General features: G+C 47.4%; 15 protein-coding genes and 4 tRNA genes. 16 read left to right on the top strand and 3 right to left on the bottom strand.

What is annotated here, in order from left to right; all coding sequences use genetic code 11:
• Positions 1-192 precede the first annotated feature (192 nt).
• On the top strand, positions 193-2895 hold the full coding sequence (ppdK, locus tag LKE40_02750; GenBank protein ID MCH3916395.1) for a pyruvate, phosphate dikinase: 2703 nt from the start codon (positions 193-195) through the stop codon (positions 2893-2895).
• Between the two features lie 121 nt (positions 2896-3016).
• Here ppdK and LKE40_02745 read toward each other — a convergent pair.
• Positions 3017-3088, bottom strand: a tRNA-Thr gene (locus tag LKE40_02745).
• Between the two features lie 199 nt (positions 3089-3287).
• On the opposite strand from LKE40_02745, the gene LKE40_02740 reads away from it, so the two are divergent.
• The 6 genes from LKE40_02740 to LKE40_02715 all read left to right on the top strand — a co-directional run bounded on the left by LKE40_02740 (position 3288) and on the right by LKE40_02715 (position 7523).
• On the top strand, positions 3288-3605 hold the full coding sequence (locus tag LKE40_02740) for a hypothetical protein (protein MCH3916394.1): 318 nt from the start codon (positions 3288-3290) through the stop codon (positions 3603-3605).
• An 83-nt stretch (positions 3606-3688) separates the two neighbouring features.
• A complete protein-coding gene (gene tsaD / locus LKE40_02735; protein MCH3916393.1) occupies positions 3689-4702 on the top strand; it encodes a tRNA (adenosine(37)-N6)-threonylcarbamoyltransferase complex transferase subunit TsaD in 1014 nt (337 codons plus the stop codon).
• A 160-nt stretch (positions 4703-4862) separates the two neighbouring features.
• Positions 4863-4933, top strand: a tRNA-Gln gene (locus LKE40_02730).
• Positions 4934-4941: 8 nt separating this feature from the next.
• Positions 4942-5013: transfer RNA gene (locus tag LKE40_02725), tRNA-Glu, on the top strand.
• 72 nt (positions 5014-5085) lie between these two features.
• Entirely contained in the window at positions 5086-6726 is a 1641-nt protein-coding gene (locus LKE40_02720; GenBank protein ID MCH3916392.1) for an ATP-binding cassette domain-containing protein, read from the top strand.
• An 11-nt stretch (positions 6727-6737) separates the two neighbouring features.
• Positions 6738-7523 carry a type III pantothenate kinase gene (locus tag LKE40_02715; protein MCH3916391.1) on the top strand — a complete coding sequence of 262 codons (786 nt, stop codon included), beginning with the start codon at positions 6738-6740 and terminating at the stop codon, positions 7521-7523.
• A gap of 20 nt (positions 7524-7543) precedes the next feature.
• On the opposite strand, the gene LKE40_02710 is transcribed toward LKE40_02715, so the two are convergent.
• On the bottom strand, positions 7544-8731 hold the full coding sequence (locus tag LKE40_02710; GenBank protein MCH3916390.1) for an aminopeptidase: 1188 nt from the start codon (positions 8729-8731) through the stop codon (positions 7544-7546).
• A gap of 456 nt (positions 8732-9187) precedes the next feature.
• On the opposite strand from LKE40_02710, the gene LKE40_02705 reads away from it, so the two are divergent.
• The 3 genes from LKE40_02705 (at position 9188) to LKE40_02695 (ending at position 10976) form a co-directional block, all read left to right on the top strand.
• Complete coding sequence (locus LKE40_02705; GenBank protein MCH3916389.1) at positions 9188-10345, top strand: iron-containing alcohol dehydrogenase; 1158 nt, start codon at positions 9188-9190, stop codon at positions 10343-10345.
• 133 nt (positions 10346-10478) lie between these two features.
• Positions 10479-10549, top strand: a tRNA-Gly gene (locus LKE40_02700).
• 130 nt (positions 10550-10679) lie between these two features.
• On the top strand, positions 10680-10976 hold the full coding sequence (locus LKE40_02695) for a DUF3276 family protein (GenBank protein MCH3916388.1): 297 nt from the start codon (positions 10680-10682) through the stop codon (positions 10974-10976).
• Positions 10977-10984: 8 nt separating this feature from the next.
• Here LKE40_02695 and LKE40_02690 read toward each other — a convergent pair whose 3' ends face one another.
• Entirely contained in the window at positions 10985-11632 is a 648-nt protein-coding gene (locus LKE40_02690) for a ribonuclease HII (GenBank protein ID MCH3916387.1), read from the bottom strand.
• A 165-nt stretch (positions 11633-11797) separates the two neighbouring features.
• Here LKE40_02690 and LKE40_02685 point away from each other — a divergent pair, with 165 nt between their 5' ends.
• The 6 genes from LKE40_02685 (at position 11798) to trmD (ending at position 17834) form a co-directional block, all read left to right on the top strand.
• On the top strand, positions 11798-14614 hold the full coding sequence (locus LKE40_02685) for an AAA family ATPase (GenBank protein ID MCH3916386.1): 2817 nt from the start codon (positions 11798-11800) through the stop codon (positions 14612-14614).
• A 91-nt stretch (positions 14615-14705) separates the two neighbouring features.
• The gene (gene ffh, locus LKE40_02680; protein ID MCH3916385.1) at positions 14706-16037 is read left to right on the top strand and encodes a signal recognition particle protein; all 1332 of its coding nucleotides are present in this window, start codon (positions 14706-14708) and stop codon (positions 16035-16037) included.
• A 64-nt stretch (positions 16038-16101) separates the two neighbouring features.
• Positions 16102-16356 carry a 30S ribosomal protein S16 gene (rpsP, locus tag LKE40_02675; protein MCH3916384.1) on the top strand — a complete coding sequence of 85 codons (255 nt, stop codon included), beginning with the start codon at positions 16102-16104 and terminating at the stop codon, positions 16354-16356.
• Between the two features lie 10 nt (positions 16357-16366).
• A complete protein-coding gene (locus LKE40_02670) occupies positions 16367-16600 on the top strand; it encodes a KH domain-containing protein (protein MCH3916383.1) in 234 nt (77 codons plus the stop codon).
• A 2-nt stretch (positions 16601-16602) separates the two neighbouring features.
• Entirely contained in the window at positions 16603-17106 is a 504-nt protein-coding gene (gene rimM / locus LKE40_02665; GenBank protein ID MCH3916382.1) for a ribosome maturation factor RimM, read from the top strand.
• The gene (trmD, locus tag LKE40_02660) at positions 17103-17834 is read left to right on the top strand and encodes a tRNA (guanosine(37)-N1)-methyltransferase TrmD (GenBank protein MCH3916381.1); all 732 of its coding nucleotides are present in this window, start codon (positions 17103-17105) and stop codon (positions 17832-17834) included. Before rimM ends, trmD begins: the two co-directional genes overlap by 4 nt.

The raw sequence follows: 17834 nt of genomic DNA, 5'->3' as shown, positions 1-17834 counted from the left end.
CAGGGCAACCTGGACGTTGATTATCATATATCTTCTTATGAGAGCTGTTCCGTAGGGGACGGCTCGTTTTTTTTCTGCCTGCCCTTTGTATCGTTTCAGCATGAAATCGTTACTTTTTCAGATTTTTTGATTGACACCCGCTTGTCGTATAAAATAACCTATGGTCATGGACTGCTGTCCATGGAGGAAATAATGAGAGAGAATAATAAGTATGTGTATTCCTTCAGCAACGGAAAAGCTGAAGGAAATGCTTCAATGCGAGATTTACTTGGAGGCAAGGGGGCCAACTTGGCTGAAATGACTTCGATCGGTCTGCCGGTTCCCCCGGGATTTACGATTGGAACCAATGCCTGTGAGTATTTCAATGACCATGAGGGCCTGCTCCCTGCTGGTCTTGAAGAGGAAGTGCTTGAAGCGCTGTCACATCTGGAAGATGTCATGCATGCGAAACTTGGAGATGCTACTTCTCCGCTTTTGGTTTCCGTTAGGTCAGGTGCAGCCCAGTCCATGCCAGGAATGATGGATACTGTCTTGAATCTTGGTCTCAATCCCGATACCGTGCAGGCCTTGATCAAGAAAACAGGCAATGAGCGTTTCGCTTGGGACAGCTACAGAAGATTTATCCAGATGTTCGGTGATGTCGTCATGAAGGTTCCTCATCATGAATTCGAAAGTGCACTGCAGGATGTCAAGGATGAAAACAAGAAGGTATTTGATACCGAGCTTGACGTTGACAACCTCAAGGAAGTCATTGCCCGTTACAAGAGGTTGTACAGAAGGTATACAGGAGAAGATTTCCCCGTAGATCCGAAAGAGCAGCTCTTCAAGGCAATCCGTGCAGTCTTCGATTCTTGGAACAATGACCGAGCCATCAAGTATCGTCAGATGAATGACATACGTGGTTTGCTGGGAACAGCCGTAAATGTACAGTCCATGGTGTTCGGCAACATGGGTGATACTTCAGGAACCGGCGTTGCCTTTACCCGTGATCCTTCCACAGGTGAGAACAAGTTCTATGGTGAATATCTGATGAATGCCCAAGGCGAGGATGTCGTAGCCGGCATCAGGACGCCGAAACCGATCGAAACGTTGAACAAAGTCAACCCTGCAGTCTACAAGCAGCTTGTAGATATCCGGAAAAAGCTGGAAAAGCATTACCATGACATGCAGGACCTTGAATTTACTATCCAGGAAGGCAAGCTGTACATGCTGCAGACAAGGAATGGCAAGAGGACTATTTTCAGCTGGTTGAGATCACAGGTCGAAATGGTGGAAGAAGGTCTGATCACAAAGGAAACTGCTGTGACCAGGGTCCCTGCTGCCGAATTCAACAAGTTGTTTGCCCCTGTACTTGACTATTCTTTGATCAGTAAGGAAAAGATTTCTGAAATTGCCCATGGCCTCAATGCCTCACCCGGAGGTGCCTGCGGACAGGTCTGCTTTACGGCACAGAAAGCTGAGGAAATGGCAAAGATCGGTCATGATGTCATTCTTGTAAGAACCGAAACTTCACCCGAAGACATACAGGGCATGGCTATTTCCCGTGGTGTCGTTACCTGCAGGGGTGGTATGACCAGCCATGCGGCTGTAGTTGCCCGCGGCATGGGTTGCCCTTGTGTTTCGGGTGTCGGTGCCATAAAGGTAAACGAACCCAAGAAGTTCATGACAATCGGTGACAAGACTATCAAGGAAGGTGATTACATTTCCATCGATGGTTTTACCGGAGCAGTATTCGGGCAGAAAATTGAAGTCAAGCCCAGTGAAATAGTCCAGGTGCTCAACGGACAGATGGAGGAGAAGGACTCTTCCCTTTATCAGAACTATAAGACGTTCATGGGCTATGTGCAGAGTCTCAAGGAATTGGGCGTCAGGACCAATGCTGATACACCTCAGGATGTCAAGATGGCTATCAACCTTGGGGCCGAGGGTATCGGGTTGTGCCGTACAGAGCACATGTTCTTCGGTGGCAACCGTATCAAGAGCGTCCGCAAGATGATTTTGGCCGACAATACAGTGCAGAGAACCAGAGCCCTTGATGAACTGCTGCCTATCCAGCGGCAGGATTTCGTTGAGATTTTTACGGCTTTGGATGGCCGTCCTGCAACTATCCGTCTGCTGGATCCACCTTTGCATGAGTTCCTTCCCAATGACCACACTTCACGTCACGAGCTGGCACTTGACATGGGGGTAAGCGTCGAAGAAATTGCTGCAAAGATTTCTTCCTTGCAGGAATTCAACCCTATGCTTGGTTTCAGGGGATGCCGGCTTGCCATCATCTATCCTGAGATCCTTCGCATGCAGGTAAGGGCTATCATCGAAGCTGCCATACAGGTGAAGAAGAACGGAACCAATGTCTATCCGGAAATCATGATACCTCTGGTCGGAAACAGCAAGGAATTCCTGTTCTGCAAGAACCATGCAGTTGAGATCATCAATTCTGTCTTTACGTTGGAAGGCATGAAGGTCGATTATAAGATCGGTACGATGATCGAGGTGCCCAGGGCTGCCATAACTGCTGATGAAATTGCAAAGGATGCAGAATTCTTCAGTTTCGGAACAAACGATTTGACCCAGATGACCTGCGGATTCTCCCGTGATGATGCAGCTTCCTTCCTTGGTCATTATGTCAATGATCCGGACAAGATGTTCTATGACTATGATCCGTTTGCTACCATCGATATCGGTGGTGTGGGCAAGCTTGTCGAAATGGCCGCAAAGCTTGGAAGAAGCGTAAGACCTGATATCAAGCTGGGTATCTGCGGTGAACATGGCGGTGATCCCAAGACGATTGCTTTCTGTCAGAAGATCGGGCTGAACTATGTGTCCTGCTCTCCTTTCAGAGTGCCGATTGCCAGACTTGCTGCAGCACAGGCTGTGGTCAACGAAAAGAAATAAGAGCGCTATGCTGTTCTTGTAGGGGAGGGTACCGGAAACGGTACCCTTTCCTGTCCTTGCCCGAAAACAGCAAAGGTCCGGACAAAAAAATTTCCCCTCGTAATGAAGGGAAAGTACTGGAAGCCAAGGAAGGGAGTCGAACCCTTGACCTGCTCATTACGAGTGAGCTGCTCTACCCCTGAGCTACTTTGGCATGTCTGCGCTGACCGGATATCCTGCCGACTGACGAAAAGCACTCTACAGATTTTTCCTTATTCTGTCAATAGAATGGAAAATCTTGTGGGAAAGCCCCTTTGTAGGACGGCTGTATCACTTTTTGCCTGGCCTTAAGTTTTTTTGATTATCATTCTCAGTTCCTTGACCGTAGCCGCTGTTCTCAGTACTCTTAGGCTATGAGAAAAATGCAGAATATGGTCATACATGTCGGACGTCTTCCGATTACCAATGACTTGGTTCCTTTGCCGGCCGTAGAAAAAAAGAATATTGCAACGATCAGCGAGGCTTGGAGCAGTGAGGTCGGTTCCTTCCTGATTGATTTATATCCCACATTGCTGGACCAGGGGGCTTCTATTGCAGAACTCCAGATGCGGTCGGTCATCGAGGCCCTTTCCCATTCTGAGCCTTCATTAGGCAAGTTCCTTGATATGATGAATCATCTTGGTATCGATGCTGAGATTGTCGGCGGTGGAGATGATGAGGGATCATTATAAGGAAAGACTGTACTGTCTTTCTGTTCAGAAATTATGTAGGAGAATGGCAGTTCTTTGATAGGATCTGCCAAGTTGGAATCACTATGAATGTATTGGGAATTGAAACGTCCTGTGATGAGTGCAGTGCTGCAGTCGTCAAGGATGGAAATCAGATACTGAGCAATGTCATTGCAACCCAGATTGAGTTGCACAAGCCCTATGAGGGTGTCGTTCCTGAACTGGCCAGCCGGTTGCATACCGAGTGGATAGACCAGGTAGTGGCTGCTGCACTGAAGCAGGCTGGGTTGGATGCTACCGATGTAGATGCCGTAGCCGTGACCAGCAGGCCAGGGCTGATGGGCAGCCTTCTGGTGGGACTGAATTTTGCAAAGGGATTTGCAGCCAGCCTCGATGTACCGTTCATTACCATTGATCACATAAGGGCTCATCTCTATGCTTCCCAGATAGAACATTTCTTGGAGTACCCATATCTGGGAATCTTGGTATCAGGTGGGCATACGGTTATCTGCGAAGTAAAGGATTATGACAGGGTCGAGGTCCTTGGGACGACGATAGACGATGCAATCGGGGAAGCTTTTGACAAAGTGGCAAAGCATTATGGCATGGGATATCCCGGCGGGGTGGTAATTGACCGACTTTCCCAGAAAGGCAATGACAAGGCATTCCTGTTTCCTGGCCCGTCTTTGGGCGAGGGGCATCGGTACGATATTTCTTATTCCGGGCTCAAGACCGCGGTCATCAACCAAAGGGACCAGTTCTGGGATGGAAAGAGCGAAAAGAGCAACGGGAACATTGCAGCAAGTTTCCAGAGATCTGCCATTCAGATTCTGATGAAACGTGTGAGATTGGCTCTTGATGATACGGGGTACAAGAGGATCAGCGCCGGTGGCGGCGTGGCAGCCAACAGCTTGCTTCGCAGGGAATTAAAAGACCTTGAAAAGGGTGGATACACGGTGACTTTCCCATCTTTGAAGCTCTGTACGGACAATGGTGCAATGATAGCCGGTCTTGCTTACAGATACCTCCAGGATGGCTATCGTGACGGGTTTGATGCCAGTGCCAGTGCACGTGTCAAAGCCTTTAAAAATCAACAGTAATCTCTTTGTATATCTGTATATAATCGGAGTCTTGACAAAGGAGCCGTGACTGCTTTTCTAGCCTTTTTCCTGAGAAGACTGCCATGGCAAAGCAAAAAACTTTTTGAAAGTAATTGACAACTTGAGGACGATTACATATAGTACACAGGTAATTTGAGTTTGGGATGTGGTGTAACGGTAACACTGCAGATTCTGGTTCTGCCTTTGGGGGTTCGAGTCCCTCCATCCCAGCTATTGTCGGTCCCTTCGTCTAATGGTTAGGACGAGAGATTCTCAGTCTCCAAATAGGGGTTCGATTCCCCTAGGGACTACTAAAAGAACTGAAATGGGCAGCCGCTGGGGTTGCTCTTTTTTTTGCAATATTACCTCAGAGGAAACAAGCAATGATAACAGCGTCGAATATATCCCTGGCCTTTGGTACGCAAGTACTTTTCAAGGAAGTCAACATCAAGTTTACACCAGGCAACTGCTATGGCGTAATTGGTGCCAACGGAGCAGGAAAATCAACTTTTCTGAAAATTCTATCTGGAGAAATCGAACCTGATACAGGAGAGATCATCATAACCCCGGGCGAACGTATGACTATGCTTAGGCAGGATCATTTTGCTTTTCAGAGTCATACGGTCCTTGAAACGGTGATCATGGGATATGACCGGCTGTATACCATCATGAGGGAACGTGAGGCAATATATGCCAAGGAAGATTTTTCAGAAGAAGACGGCATAAGGGCTGCAGAACTGGAAGGCGAATTCAATGATCTTGGCGGATGGGAAGCCGAAGCTGAAGCAGCTCAGCTGCTGGATGGCCTTGGCATAACGACTGACAAGCATACGAAACTGATGGCTGAGGTTGAAGACAATGTCAAGGTCAGGGTCTTGCTTGCCCAGGCATTGTTCGGTAATCCTGATATCCTGCTCCTGGATGAACCGACAAACCACTTGGATCTGGAATCCATCCAATGGCTTGAAAACTTCCTCGAAAATTTCAATAACACGGTCATTGTAGTTTCCCATGACCGTCACTTTCTCAACAGTGTCTGTACTCATATTGCTGATATCGACTTTTCAAGGATACAGCTGTATGTCGGCAACTATGACTTCTGGTATTTCTCCAGTCAGCTTGCCGCAAAGCAGATGAAGGATGAAAAGAAGCGAAGGGAAGACAAGATTGCTGAGTTGAAGGACTTTATCCAACGGTTCAGTTCCAATGCTGCCAAGGCCAAGCAGGCGACCAGCAGGAAAAAGCTGATCGACAAACTGACCATCGATGATATCAAGCCAAGCAGCAGGAGATTCCCTTATGTGGCGTTCAAGCCTGTCAGGGAGTGCGGCAGGAACATCCTTGATGTCAGGGACCTTACCAAAAAATCAGATGGCGAGATGTTGCTCAATGATTTTTCCCTTACGGTGAACGCTGGGGACAAGATTGCCTTTGTCGGGCCCATGCATCAGGCCAAGACTGTCCTGTTTGATATACTCAGCGGAAAAGATACTGAGTTTGAAGGAACTTTTTCATGGGGAGTGACGACCAGTCTTTCCTATTATCCCAAGGACAATTCTTCAATGTTCAAGGAACATCTGTCTATTACAGATTGGCTCAGGCAATATTCACCTGAGATCAAGGACGATACCTATATCAGAAGTTTCCTGGGCCGCATGCTTTTCAGCGGCGATGAGGCACTGAAGGACTGTACTGTCCTTTCTGGGGGTGAAAAGGTACGTTGTGTGCTTTCGAAGCTGATGCTGGAAGGTGCCAATTGCCTGCTGATGGACGAGCCGACTTCGCATCTTGACTTGGAATCCATCACTGCATTGAACAATGGACTGATAGACTTTACCGGAGTACTCCTGTTCAACAGCCATGACCATCAGTTCGTCAATACCATAGCCAATCGGATCATTGAAATAACTCCGAACGGTATCATTGACCGGATGATGAGCTTTGACGAATATCTGGTTGACGAGGGGGTCAACGAACTGCGTGACAAGCTGTATAGTGATACTGCCCATACGGTTTCAATCTAAGGTGGCAGAGAATGTTGTGTGCAGTTGATATCGGAAATACGAATATTGTCATTGCTGTCCATGATGGTACATCATGGGTAGAGACCTGGCGTATACATACTGACGGAAGCAAGACAAGCGATGAATACTTTGTCATGCTGGAAAGTCTGATTGCACACAGCGAACGGCCTCGTCTTGTCAGCAAGGTTGACCAAGCGGTCATCTCATCTGTAGTACCGAATCTGTCCAGGGCGTTGCAGAAGAATATCATCCGCTTGTTCAATATCCAGCCATTGATGGTGACCCTTGATGTGAAGGCTGGCCTGGCAAGAGAGACGATTCCTCCGGAGCTCGGTACTGATATTCTCTGTAATTTGGCATGGGGGCATCATCTGCATCCTGATATGCCTGTTGCAATCGTTGATTTTGGGACTGCTTTGACTATAAGCTGTGTCGGTGCTGACGGCGATGTGATCGGTGCGGCGATTGCACCAGGACTGGTAACTGCCGTGAATGCTTTGTTCGGGCAGACTGCCCAGTTGCCGCAGGTAGAGCTCAAGATTCCGAAAGTGTCGATGGGGCGTACTACCGATGAATCAATACGTTCAGGAATCATGCTCGGTTATGCGGGCCTGGTCGAATCCATGATAGCAAGGACTGAGAAACAGATAGGTGGAAAGTTGCATGTCATGGCGACAGGTGGGCTTTCGAAGACCATTGCATCCCTGATTCCCTGCCTTGATGAGGTCGATCCTCTCCATACACTCAATGGGCTCAAGCTGATCAATGACCTCAACCAACGGCAGGTAAGCAAGTAAAACATCGACGGAACTGCTTTCTATGCTTCAAAGTTGCCATCCAACATGAGCATATGTTCGATTCCGTCTTCTTCTGTTACAGTTACCTTCATGTCTGGCGTGCCGATAGGCATGACCAGCCTGACCAGGCAACTTTTTATTTCATCCTGTTCCAGGTCATCCATATCTTTTTGCCCGAGAAGCGTATCGGTCTGTATTGCCCCGAAAGTCAGGCAGGCTGTCGATTCGATCGTGAAAACAGGATGGACACCTTTCCTGAGATGCAATGATTCGCTTGTCCCTTCGTCTGCCAGGCTCAATGTACTGGCGACGTTTGCATTCAGGTCGGCGCCGAAAAAAGCTGCCAAGGCATCCTTGCCTTCCTCGGCATCGAATGATACGACCCTGCCATGTTCCAACTTGAATGTAGCGTTCCTGACGAACTTTCCCAGGACAATGAATGGTCTGGATGCTGTTACCGTACCGTCTGCCGAACTGCCGTCCAACGTGGCATGAAGATGCTGGCAGGGAAGGGAAGGCAGGAATGTCCTGCCGCTTGCCAAAGTGATTTCTCCGCCTTGCCAGCAGGTCCTTTTTGCTTTCCTGCAGGTGAAATCCGTATCATTTCCCTGGATGTGGAACAGGGCTTGGGAACCAAAGCTGTCCAGTTGCTGCCGTCTTTGTGCAAGGAGCTGCTTCTGGTTGTCCCAGAACGTTCCGGGATTCTCCATGCTGAGCCGATACAGGATTTCCAATAACCTGATAGGATCTTCGCTGTCAGCATTTTCTTCCAGTGCAAGAAGCAGATTCATGCCAGGAACGGGAACTACTGCCCATGGTACAGCAACCCGTCGGTCAAGGACCAAAGGCTCTCCGAGCATGTTGTATCTGCTGAGTGAAGCAGCTTCCTTTGCAATCTTGAAGGGATCCTCATCATCAAACAACGGCTGGTTTTCCATGCTGAGGATGCGGCATAGGATAGGGGTCTTGCCATCCAGCTTGAGCATTTCAGGGATATCAGGTTCCATGGGAACAATTTCCTTGACTCGTCCTTTTTCGGTAACCACTATATTGACAGTGGTCCTGGTATATCCAGAAGCAAGTTTTGCCAAATCTCTTGCAAATGACAATGTGGCTTCCTCACTGTGGATGGAAAGCTTGTCTCCGGCTGTCAGCTGCAGCTGACGTGTACAGACCAAATCTGCATATCGAGTGAATAAATCTTCCATGCCGACCATGATACAGCAAAATTTCCTTTCTTCAAAGATGGCGATTCATTTTCCGATGGTTTCGGCTATGGAATTTTGAGTCTATCAGGAGGAAAGAACACAACTGGAGCAGGATATTTTCCTCGCCGATATAGCAGGAATGGTAATATCATTGCCAACGGCATTTTTATTTTGAATTGAACAAAAAGAATGAAAATGTGTTTGGATTCATATATTGATGGCTAATTATTGAAAAAATTGGACATATAATACCTATCTGGTTGCTTAAAAACGCTTTTGAAAGAAAAAAAATCAGAATATAGATAAAAATATATATTTATCTATTGACTCTACTGCGTCAGATTGCTATGTTATAGTCGAAAGAGAAAAGGAAGCAGCCATCGGAGATAAGCCGAAGGTAGTTCCAAAAGAAAATCGATGACAGCAGTTGCCTGTCTAAGGAGATGTAAGATGAGTATAATGAGCTATTCTGTTCCCCGTGAAATCTACTATGGAGAAGGTTCACTTGAAAAGCTTGCCGGGTTGAAAGGAAAGAAGGCAGCCTTGGTTACCGGTGGTAGTTCAATGAAGCGGTTCGGTTTCATCGACAAGGTCACGGCAATTCTGAAGAAAGGTGGCATAGAGGCTATTCTTATTGATGGTGTCGAACCAAACCCTTCGGTTGCAACTGTCAAACGTGGTGCAAAGGCAATGCTTGACTTCAAGCCTGATTGGATCATTGCCATCGGCGGTGGTTCTGCAATTGATGCGGCCAAGGTCATGTGGTGTTTCTATGAGCATCCGGAAGTGACTTTTGAACAGCTTCTTCCTGTAGGTTCCATGCCTGCACTCAGGAACAAGGCCAAATTCATTGCTATTCCGTCCACAAGCGGCACTGCAAGTGAGATTACTGCATTCTCCGTCATTACTGATCCTGAAAATCATATCAAATATCCTCTGGTATCTGGTGAGATGGTTCCTGATATGGCTATCCTTGATCCAGATTTACCCAGGACGATGCCCCCGCACATTACTGCCAATACCGGCATGGATGTCATGTGCCATGCATTGGAAGCACTTGTTTCTACTGCAGCAACTCCCTTTACGGATCCGTATGCATTGGAAGCAATCCGCCTTGTTACCGACAACCTGCCTACGGCATATGCAAAGGGCGACGACCTTGACGCAAGGTTGAAGATGCATGAAGCTTCTGCTCTGGCTGGCATGGCATTTACCAATGCTTCCTTGGGCCTGGTACATTCGCTTGCCCATAAGATCGGCGGGGAATTCGGTGTTACCCACGGACTTGCCAATGCAATCCTGCTTCCTTATATCATTGCTTACAACAAGCAGTTCACGGATAAGTACGCTTTCGGTGAAAAGCAGCTGCGCATTCCTGATTTTGCAAAGAATGTCGAGGAGATCAACGCAAAGGTCGGTATTCCTACAAACTTCAAGGACTGCAAGGAAGTTGCAATTACTCCCGAAAAGTTCGAGGCTGTGCTTGACAGAATGAGCCAGCATGCATTTGAAGATCCCTGCACGCTGACAAATCCGGGACATCCTACTGTTGCTGATGTGAAGATGATCTACAAGGCCGCCTACTATGGCACGCCTATCACCCTCCAGAAGTAATCATACGGCTGCAGGGAGACAAGCACCCGTTCTCCTTTTTGGAGGCGGGTGCTTTGATTTGATAAAAATCCAGGGAATTTTCCTGGTTCTACTTGACGTAATATTTCCAGTTTACTATTATCACCAATGTCGCGCGCCTTTCGTATAGCGGTATTACCCCAGCCTTCCAAGCTGGAGATGCGGGTTCGACCCCCGTAGGGCGCTTAGGCTGCTCTGCAGGCCTTATGTAGCTTGCAGAGCTTTTTTTCCCCTGTGATCCATTGAAAAGAATAAACTGACAGGGGCTCAGGCCGAGGATAGGCTGGTTTTTTATCAATTGCAAGTGAGGAAGCATATGGGACAGCGCGGAGAAGTTTTTTCGACCAGGTTGGTCAAGAATGACAGGACGTATTTTTTCAACGTCAAAGAAAACGTTTATGGTGAGTTGTATCTCAATATCGTAGAAAGCAAGGGTGATATAGAATCCAACAGATTCATTCGTCAATCAATTCTGGTTTATCAGGAAGATATGGGCGAATTCATCAGGGAATTCCAGAAATCACTTGACTACATCAAGATCCATGGCAAGGAACGCCGGTCCTATCGTAGGGAAGAAAACGACGACTATGATAACAACGGCGAGGAAGAATAGGACCAGATTCAGATGTCGGAAAACAGCTTCCCTTGTGCTTCGCTTTTAGGTGGCACAGTGCGGAAGCTTTTTCTTTGGATCGGCAACGGTCCCAGCAGTGCAATTGCTTTCCTGTGTGCCTTCGTAGGATAGCCCATATGTCTTTCAAGGCCGTAGCCTGGCCATTTCTCTGCACATAGCACCATTATCCGATCCCTTTCCTGTTTTGCAAGGATTGATGCTGCCATGATAGGCGGGTAGGTTGCATCTCCTTTTACGAAAGCCTTCGTTTCTACCGGTAGGTCGGGGCAACGGTTACCGTCTACCAAGGCAAGGTCTGCATGGAAGCCTTTTTCTTCCAGTTGCTGGCTGACTTTCATGAATGCACGCTTCATCGCCAGCATGCTGGCCTGCAATATATTGATATGGTCGATTTCCTCATGCGTTGCAAAGGCCGTAGCCCATGCCAGGGCTTTTTCCTTGATGATTGCCTCTGCTTCTGCCCGTTTTTCCTTTGACAGTTTCTTTGAATCGTTGAGACATCCTAGAGGAAAATCCTGGGGAAGGACTACGGCACCGGCATAGACCGGACCCACCAATGGCCCCCTGCCTGCTTCGTCTAGACCGACGATGATTGTTTTTGCTTCTTTTTCTGTTTGTATCTGAAATTGTGGCATTTCTGCAATTTCCTTTTTTTGACTAGCTTATCCCCATTGTCCTGTCACTTCAAGCCATGTTTAATTGACGCCGGCTTTATAAATCTGCTATGCTTTCCATGTGCTCTTCTTGGGGAGCCGAGCAGCCTCTGTATGCTTCCGGTCTTGCCGGAGAAGGAAATTATCTTGTTCTTAAAAAGTCTCGAGATCTTCGGATTCAAATCCTTTGCAGATAAGACACGCCTTGATTTCTCCGATGGGATTACCAGCCTTCTTGGCCCTAATGGATGTGGAAAAAGCAACATTGTAGATGCCATCAAATGGGTATTGGGAGAACAATCGACGAAGACACTCAGAGCCGGCAGGATGGAAGATGTCATCTTCAACGGGACCGATACCCGTAAGCCGATGACGATGGCTGAAGTAACTTTGGTTATAAGCAATGAGCAGCATTACCTTACTATTGATGATAGTGAGATTGAAATAAAAAGAAGGATATTCAGGAGCGGAGAGAGTGAATACTATCTCAACAGGGAAAAGGTCCTGCTCAAGAATATCCGGGAACTGTTCATGGATACCGGTGTCGGTAAAAGTGCCTATTCTATCCTTGAACAGGGTAAGATTGACCAGATACTTTCTACCAAGCCCGAAGACAGACGTTATATATTTGAGGAAGCAGCAGGAATTTCCCGCTATAAGGTACAAGGCAAGGAGGCTGAGCGGAAACTGATCAAGACCGACGAAAACATCGCACAGGTCGATACCATCCTTCAGGAAGTCAAGCGTACCTATGAACTGAAGAAGAATCAGGCTGAGCGATGCAGCAGGTACAATGCGTTGGTAAAGGAAAAGTTTTCCCTCGAAGTCGACGTGCAGCTTTCATCGGTGCAGACGTATGCTATGCTGAGCGATGCAAAGACAGAAGAACTGAAACAGAAGAAACAGGAATGGGAAAACAGCAATGTTTCCCTTTCCGGCATTGATACGGTCATTGAGGAGATGCAGGAAAATCTGAGGAATCAGATTGCATCCCGTGCTGGTATGCAGACCGAGCTCAAGCGTTTGGAAGAAGAGCACAGAGGAAAACAGAGCCTTTTGGATTTGCTTTCCGGGCGTCTCAAGGATTTTCTGCTGACCAAGGATTCTGCTTTGCAGAAAGCTGAAGCGATCAAGGAGAAACTGGAACGCAATGATCAGGAAATATCCTCCTATCAGGCGAAAGTTGCCGATCTCGTGCAGCAGAAAAAAGAGGTAAAGGACGAAATCGCCTCAATGGAACTGTCGTTGCGAAAGGCTCAGCAGCTCATCATTGACCAGAACAAGGAGATAACGGACCAGGAACAGGCGGCCCGGGATCTTGAGGATGCCTATGGAAAACTTGCCCATGAGCTGGAAGAGCTGACGGATTCCATCGTACTCCAGCTTGATGAGAAGCTTCGCCAAAGTGACTACAGTGTCGATAAGAGGGTTGCCGCAAGAGAAGAATTAAGGCAGACCCTTGATCATTTCGTCCAGTCTGTCAAAGAACAGCAGCAGCGCCTTTCCCGACTTGAAGGGCTGGATGCCTCTGCCTTGGTCTCCATGGTCAGTAAAGATCTTGACAGCAATCTGAAGAATCTGCTGCGAGTGGAAAAATTGCTTGCCTCCTATGATGCAGTCATTCCTACCTTTGTCGATGATTTTGTTACCTCAGACGGTATAGTGACCCGAAAGAGAACTGTTGACAGCAACATGAAAGACAACAGGAAAGCAGTCAACCTGGCGAGGGAACGCATTTCATTCCTTCGGGACAAAAACAGCAAGCTTGGGGTGCAATGCGATGATTACAGGGATAACATCTATGACCTTAATCTGACGGACAAGGATATCGAGGGTAGGATTGAGGCACAGAACATTGCAATTGAAAAGACGAAACGGGCTTCTGAGGAACTGAAGCTTGACTACAGCGACAGGATGCATGAAAGTCAGGATGCCCTGCAACGTGTTGATGAAACCCAGACGAGCATCAGGGAATGCGAAGCCGAAATGGACCAGATTGCAGCAAAGGGCGTAACCCTTTCCGAGCAGCTTGGCCAGAAGATTGAAGATATCAACAACCTAACTGAAGCTGTCAAGATGAAGCAGAACCAGAAGAATGATTCCTATCAGCGGCTGGAACAGCTTCGCAGGGATAATGACCGGCTGGAACTGCAGATTGAACAGCTGGGAGAAATGATCAAGAAGATCTATACGGATTTCTTTGATAATTATGGGAAAAGCCTCAATGAGTATGAAGAAAGGTTGAAGGATGACCTTGGAGATACCACGATACTGAAAAACAGACTTGAGGAAGTCAAGAAAGACCTGGGCAAGCTTGGCTACATAAACCAGATGGCTGAAGATGAATTCAATGAGGCAAAGCAACAGTATGACTTCCTTACTACGCAGATGAATGATCTGCTGAAAGCAAAGGGGGATCTGCAGGAAGTCCTAGGTGACATTACAAAGGAAAGTACTGACCTGTTCCAATCTACCTACCAGCAGATTTCACAGAACTTCCAGTTGATATTCAAGAGACTTTTCGGTGGTGGCCGTGCAGAACTGCAGCTCAGCGACCCTGACAATGTCCTGGAAAGTGGTATTGAAATCCTTGCCCAACCTCCTGGCAAGAAGCTGACTGCACTGTCACTTCTTTCCGGCGGTGAGCGCTCCATGACGGCAGTTGCACTGCTGTTTGCAACCTATCAGGTCAAGCCAAGTCCTTTCTGTATCCTTGATGAGATTGATGCGGCTTTGGACGACAGGAACATCGGATTCTTCCTTTCGGTCCTTGATGATTTTTCGAAGGACAGCCAGTTTATCATCATTACCCATAACAAGCATACGGTCATCGGCAGTACTACCTTGCTTGGGGTGACTCAGGTAGAAGCTGGTGTCTCCAAGACAGTAAGTTATAAGTTGGGGGCATTGGAAGGGGAACCGGTTATATTGAATGATAAGAATGAAAGTGTGGAATTTGAATAACCGAAAGGAAAAAAACTTGTTCCAGCCTTGACAACGGGTGTTTTCTTGGGGTATAAGTGGCACTTGAGCTTAGAAAAAATTGAGATAGGTAATGTTTGATTCAATAAGTGAGAAATTTTCAGGAATACTGAGGAATTTTGCCGGAAAAGGCAAGATTACCGAAAGAAATATTGAAGATGCCGTAGAGCAGATAAAGGTTGCCCTGCTTGATGCAGATGTCAACCTCCGTGTGGTGCGTCGTTTTGTCAATGCAACACGTGAGGAAGCTTTGGGTGAGAAGGTACTCAAGGCCGTTGACCCAGGGCAGCAGTTTACGAAAATCGTCTATGACAAGATGGTTGCTCTCCTTAGTGATGAAGGCAACCAGGATCTGAAGCTCAAAGGTCCAGACACGACCAGTGTACTGCTTATGATGGGACTCCAGGGAAGCGGCAAGACGACGACCAGTGCAAAGCTTGCATTGAAGCTGAAGCAGTCAGGTAGGCGTCCGCTCATGGTTGCTGCTGATTTGGTCCGTCCTGCTGCAATCACACAGCTGCAGGTACTGGGTGAAAAGGTTGAAGTCCCTGTCTTTACCATAGAAGGTGAAAAAAATCCCGTGACCGTTGCACGGCGCGGGCTTGAATATGCCAGGAAGAATCAATTTGATGTGATGATCATCGATACATCAGGACGTATGCATCTTGATGAGATACTGATGAAGGAAATTACAGACATCGCAGCAGCTGTACATCCGGATGAGACGCTTTTCGTTGCTGATGCAATGACTGGACAGAATGCTGTTGCCATTGCAAAGGAATTTGAGCAGCATGTAGGTATTTCAGGAGTCATCCTTTCCAAATTTGATTCAGATACCCGTGGTGGTGCAGCTCTTTCCCTGAAGTCGGTTGTCGGCAAACCCATCAAGTTCATCGGTGTCGGTGAAAAAATGGAAGACCTCAACCAGTTCTATCCTGACAGGATTGCCAGCAGGATCCTGGGAATGGGTGATATCGTCTCCTTGGTCGAAAAGGCACAGGAGGTCGTTGATCAGGAAGAAGCTGCAAAGCTTGAGAAGAAGATCAAGAACAAGACCTTTGACCTGCAGGATTATCTGGAACAGATCAAGCAGATGGAGAAGATGGGGTCGATGGACAAGATCCTTGATATGGTCCCGGGTGTCGCAGGCAATGTAGACACCAGCAAGCTCGATTTGGACCAGTTCAAGCGTGACAAGGCAATCATACTTTCGATGACAAAGAAAGAAAGATCTAATTTCATGATTATAGGACCTGCCCGGCGCAGGAGAATTGCCAAGGGAAGTGGGACGCGTGTATCTGATGTTGACAGGCTCTTGAAAAAATTTCAGAAAATGCGTAATACCATGCGTAAGATTACAAAGAATAAAAAATATCTGAACAAGCTACAGCAGCAGTTCGGATAAGGAAATACAAACTCAAATCGTAGCTATTGAAGTTCGAGTAGGAGGAAACAGCGTGAGCACAAGTATGAGACTGAAGCGTTTTGGATCCAAGAAGCGTCCTTATTATAGGATCGTTGTCCAGGATTCCAGGGTCGCAACCAAGGGTAAGACACTTGCAGAAGTCGGTCAGTATCATCCCGTCGAAAACAAAGAAAACCAAGTGGTTCTCAATGTTGAGGCAGTGAAAGATTGGCTTGCAAAGGGTGCACAACCCAGTGCGACTGTCCGTTCCTTGCTTAATAAGCAGGGAATTACAGTTTCCAGAACTGTCCAGGAATAAGAGGAAAGTTGTGGAAAAAGATCTTGTTGAATACATTGTAAAGTCCCTTGTAGATGTCCCCGAGGAAGTATCCGTGACTATGATCGAAGGCGAGAAGTCAACGATTTTGGAACTCAGGGTTGCCCCGGATGATGTCGGCAAGGTGATCGGCAAGCAGGGCCGCATTGCCAAGGCAATCAGAACCATCCTGAGTGCTTCTGCGACAAAGAGCGGCAAGCGTGCTGTTTTGGAGATTTTGGATTAGGTATGGATATGCTCGCAACGGCTATCATCCAGACTTCTTTCGGAGTCAAGGGTGAGGTAAAGGTCCGCCCATTCAACGATGATTGCTCCTACTTGGGACAACTCAAGGAGGGAATTATCCTCTTGAAGGATGGCCGCGAGCTTCCATGTCATATCGATGGATTCCGCATGTCGGGCAGTCAGGCACTGATGAAAATTCGGGGTATTGATACTCCGGAAGAAGCAAAAAAGCTTTCAGGTGCTACACTTCAGGTTCCAAGAAGTGAGGCTGCCCCGCTTGAGGATGGGGAATACTATGTCGCCGACTTGATCGGGTGCACACTCGTTCATGGCGGTTTGCCAATGGCTACAGTGGTTAATGTCTTCGAGGGTTCACAGTCCCTTATGCTGGAAGCAGCAGATGGAAAAGGGGAAAAATACCTTGTTCCCAAGATGGACAGGTATGTTGCAAATGTAAATCTTGAGGCAAAGACCATTGAACTGTTGACGCCTTGGTTGTTGGCATGAATATAGATGTAGTAACCTTGTTTCCAGAGATGCTCCAGGGTTTCTTTACGAATTCAATCATGAAGAGAGCTGTCCAGGCGGGTAGAATCTCTTATAACTTGATTGATTTTCGTCACTTCGCTACTGATTGTCATCATACCTGTGATGATACGCCTTATGGAGGCGGTGCAGGGATGGTGATCAAGCCCCAGCCGTTGTGCGATGCGTTGGAGTCAATCGGTGCCAGTGAAAAGAGGGTCATTTATGCTTCACCGTCCGGCAAGCCCTTTTCCCAGGCCTACGCCCAGGAACTGAGCAAGGAAAAAGACTTGGTCTTTATCTGCGGACATTACGAAGGAATTGACCAACGGGCAATTGACCTGTATGTTGATGACGAGATTAGTATCGGTGAGTACGTGATTTCCAGTGGTGAGGTGGCAAGCCTTGTGATCATAGATGCTGTCTATCGTCTGGTAGACGGTGTGATCAACGGTGAGTCTCTCAAAGAGGAAAGCTTTACCGGCAATTTGCTGGAGTATCCACAGTATACCCGGCCTGAGTTGTATAAGGATATGCAGGTTCCCCCTGTATTGTTGGGTGGCAACCATGCAGAAATTGAAGCTTGGCGCTTGGGTAAGCGGCTGGAAAAGACATTGTTGAACCGGCCGGAGCTTTTGGAAGAGGCATCGTTGGATGTCAAGACCAGAAAAGCTTTGCAAGAAATCAGAAACAAGGCAAAGAGGACCTAA

The organism is Spirochaetia bacterium (assembly GCA_022482625.1).
In the GTDB taxonomy this organism is placed as follows: domain Bacteria; phylum Spirochaetota; class Spirochaetia; order Sphaerochaetales; family Sphaerochaetaceae; genus Pleomorphochaeta.
Note: the sequence above shows the minus strand (reverse complement) of the source record. Positions and strands in the feature narration are given on the sequence as shown.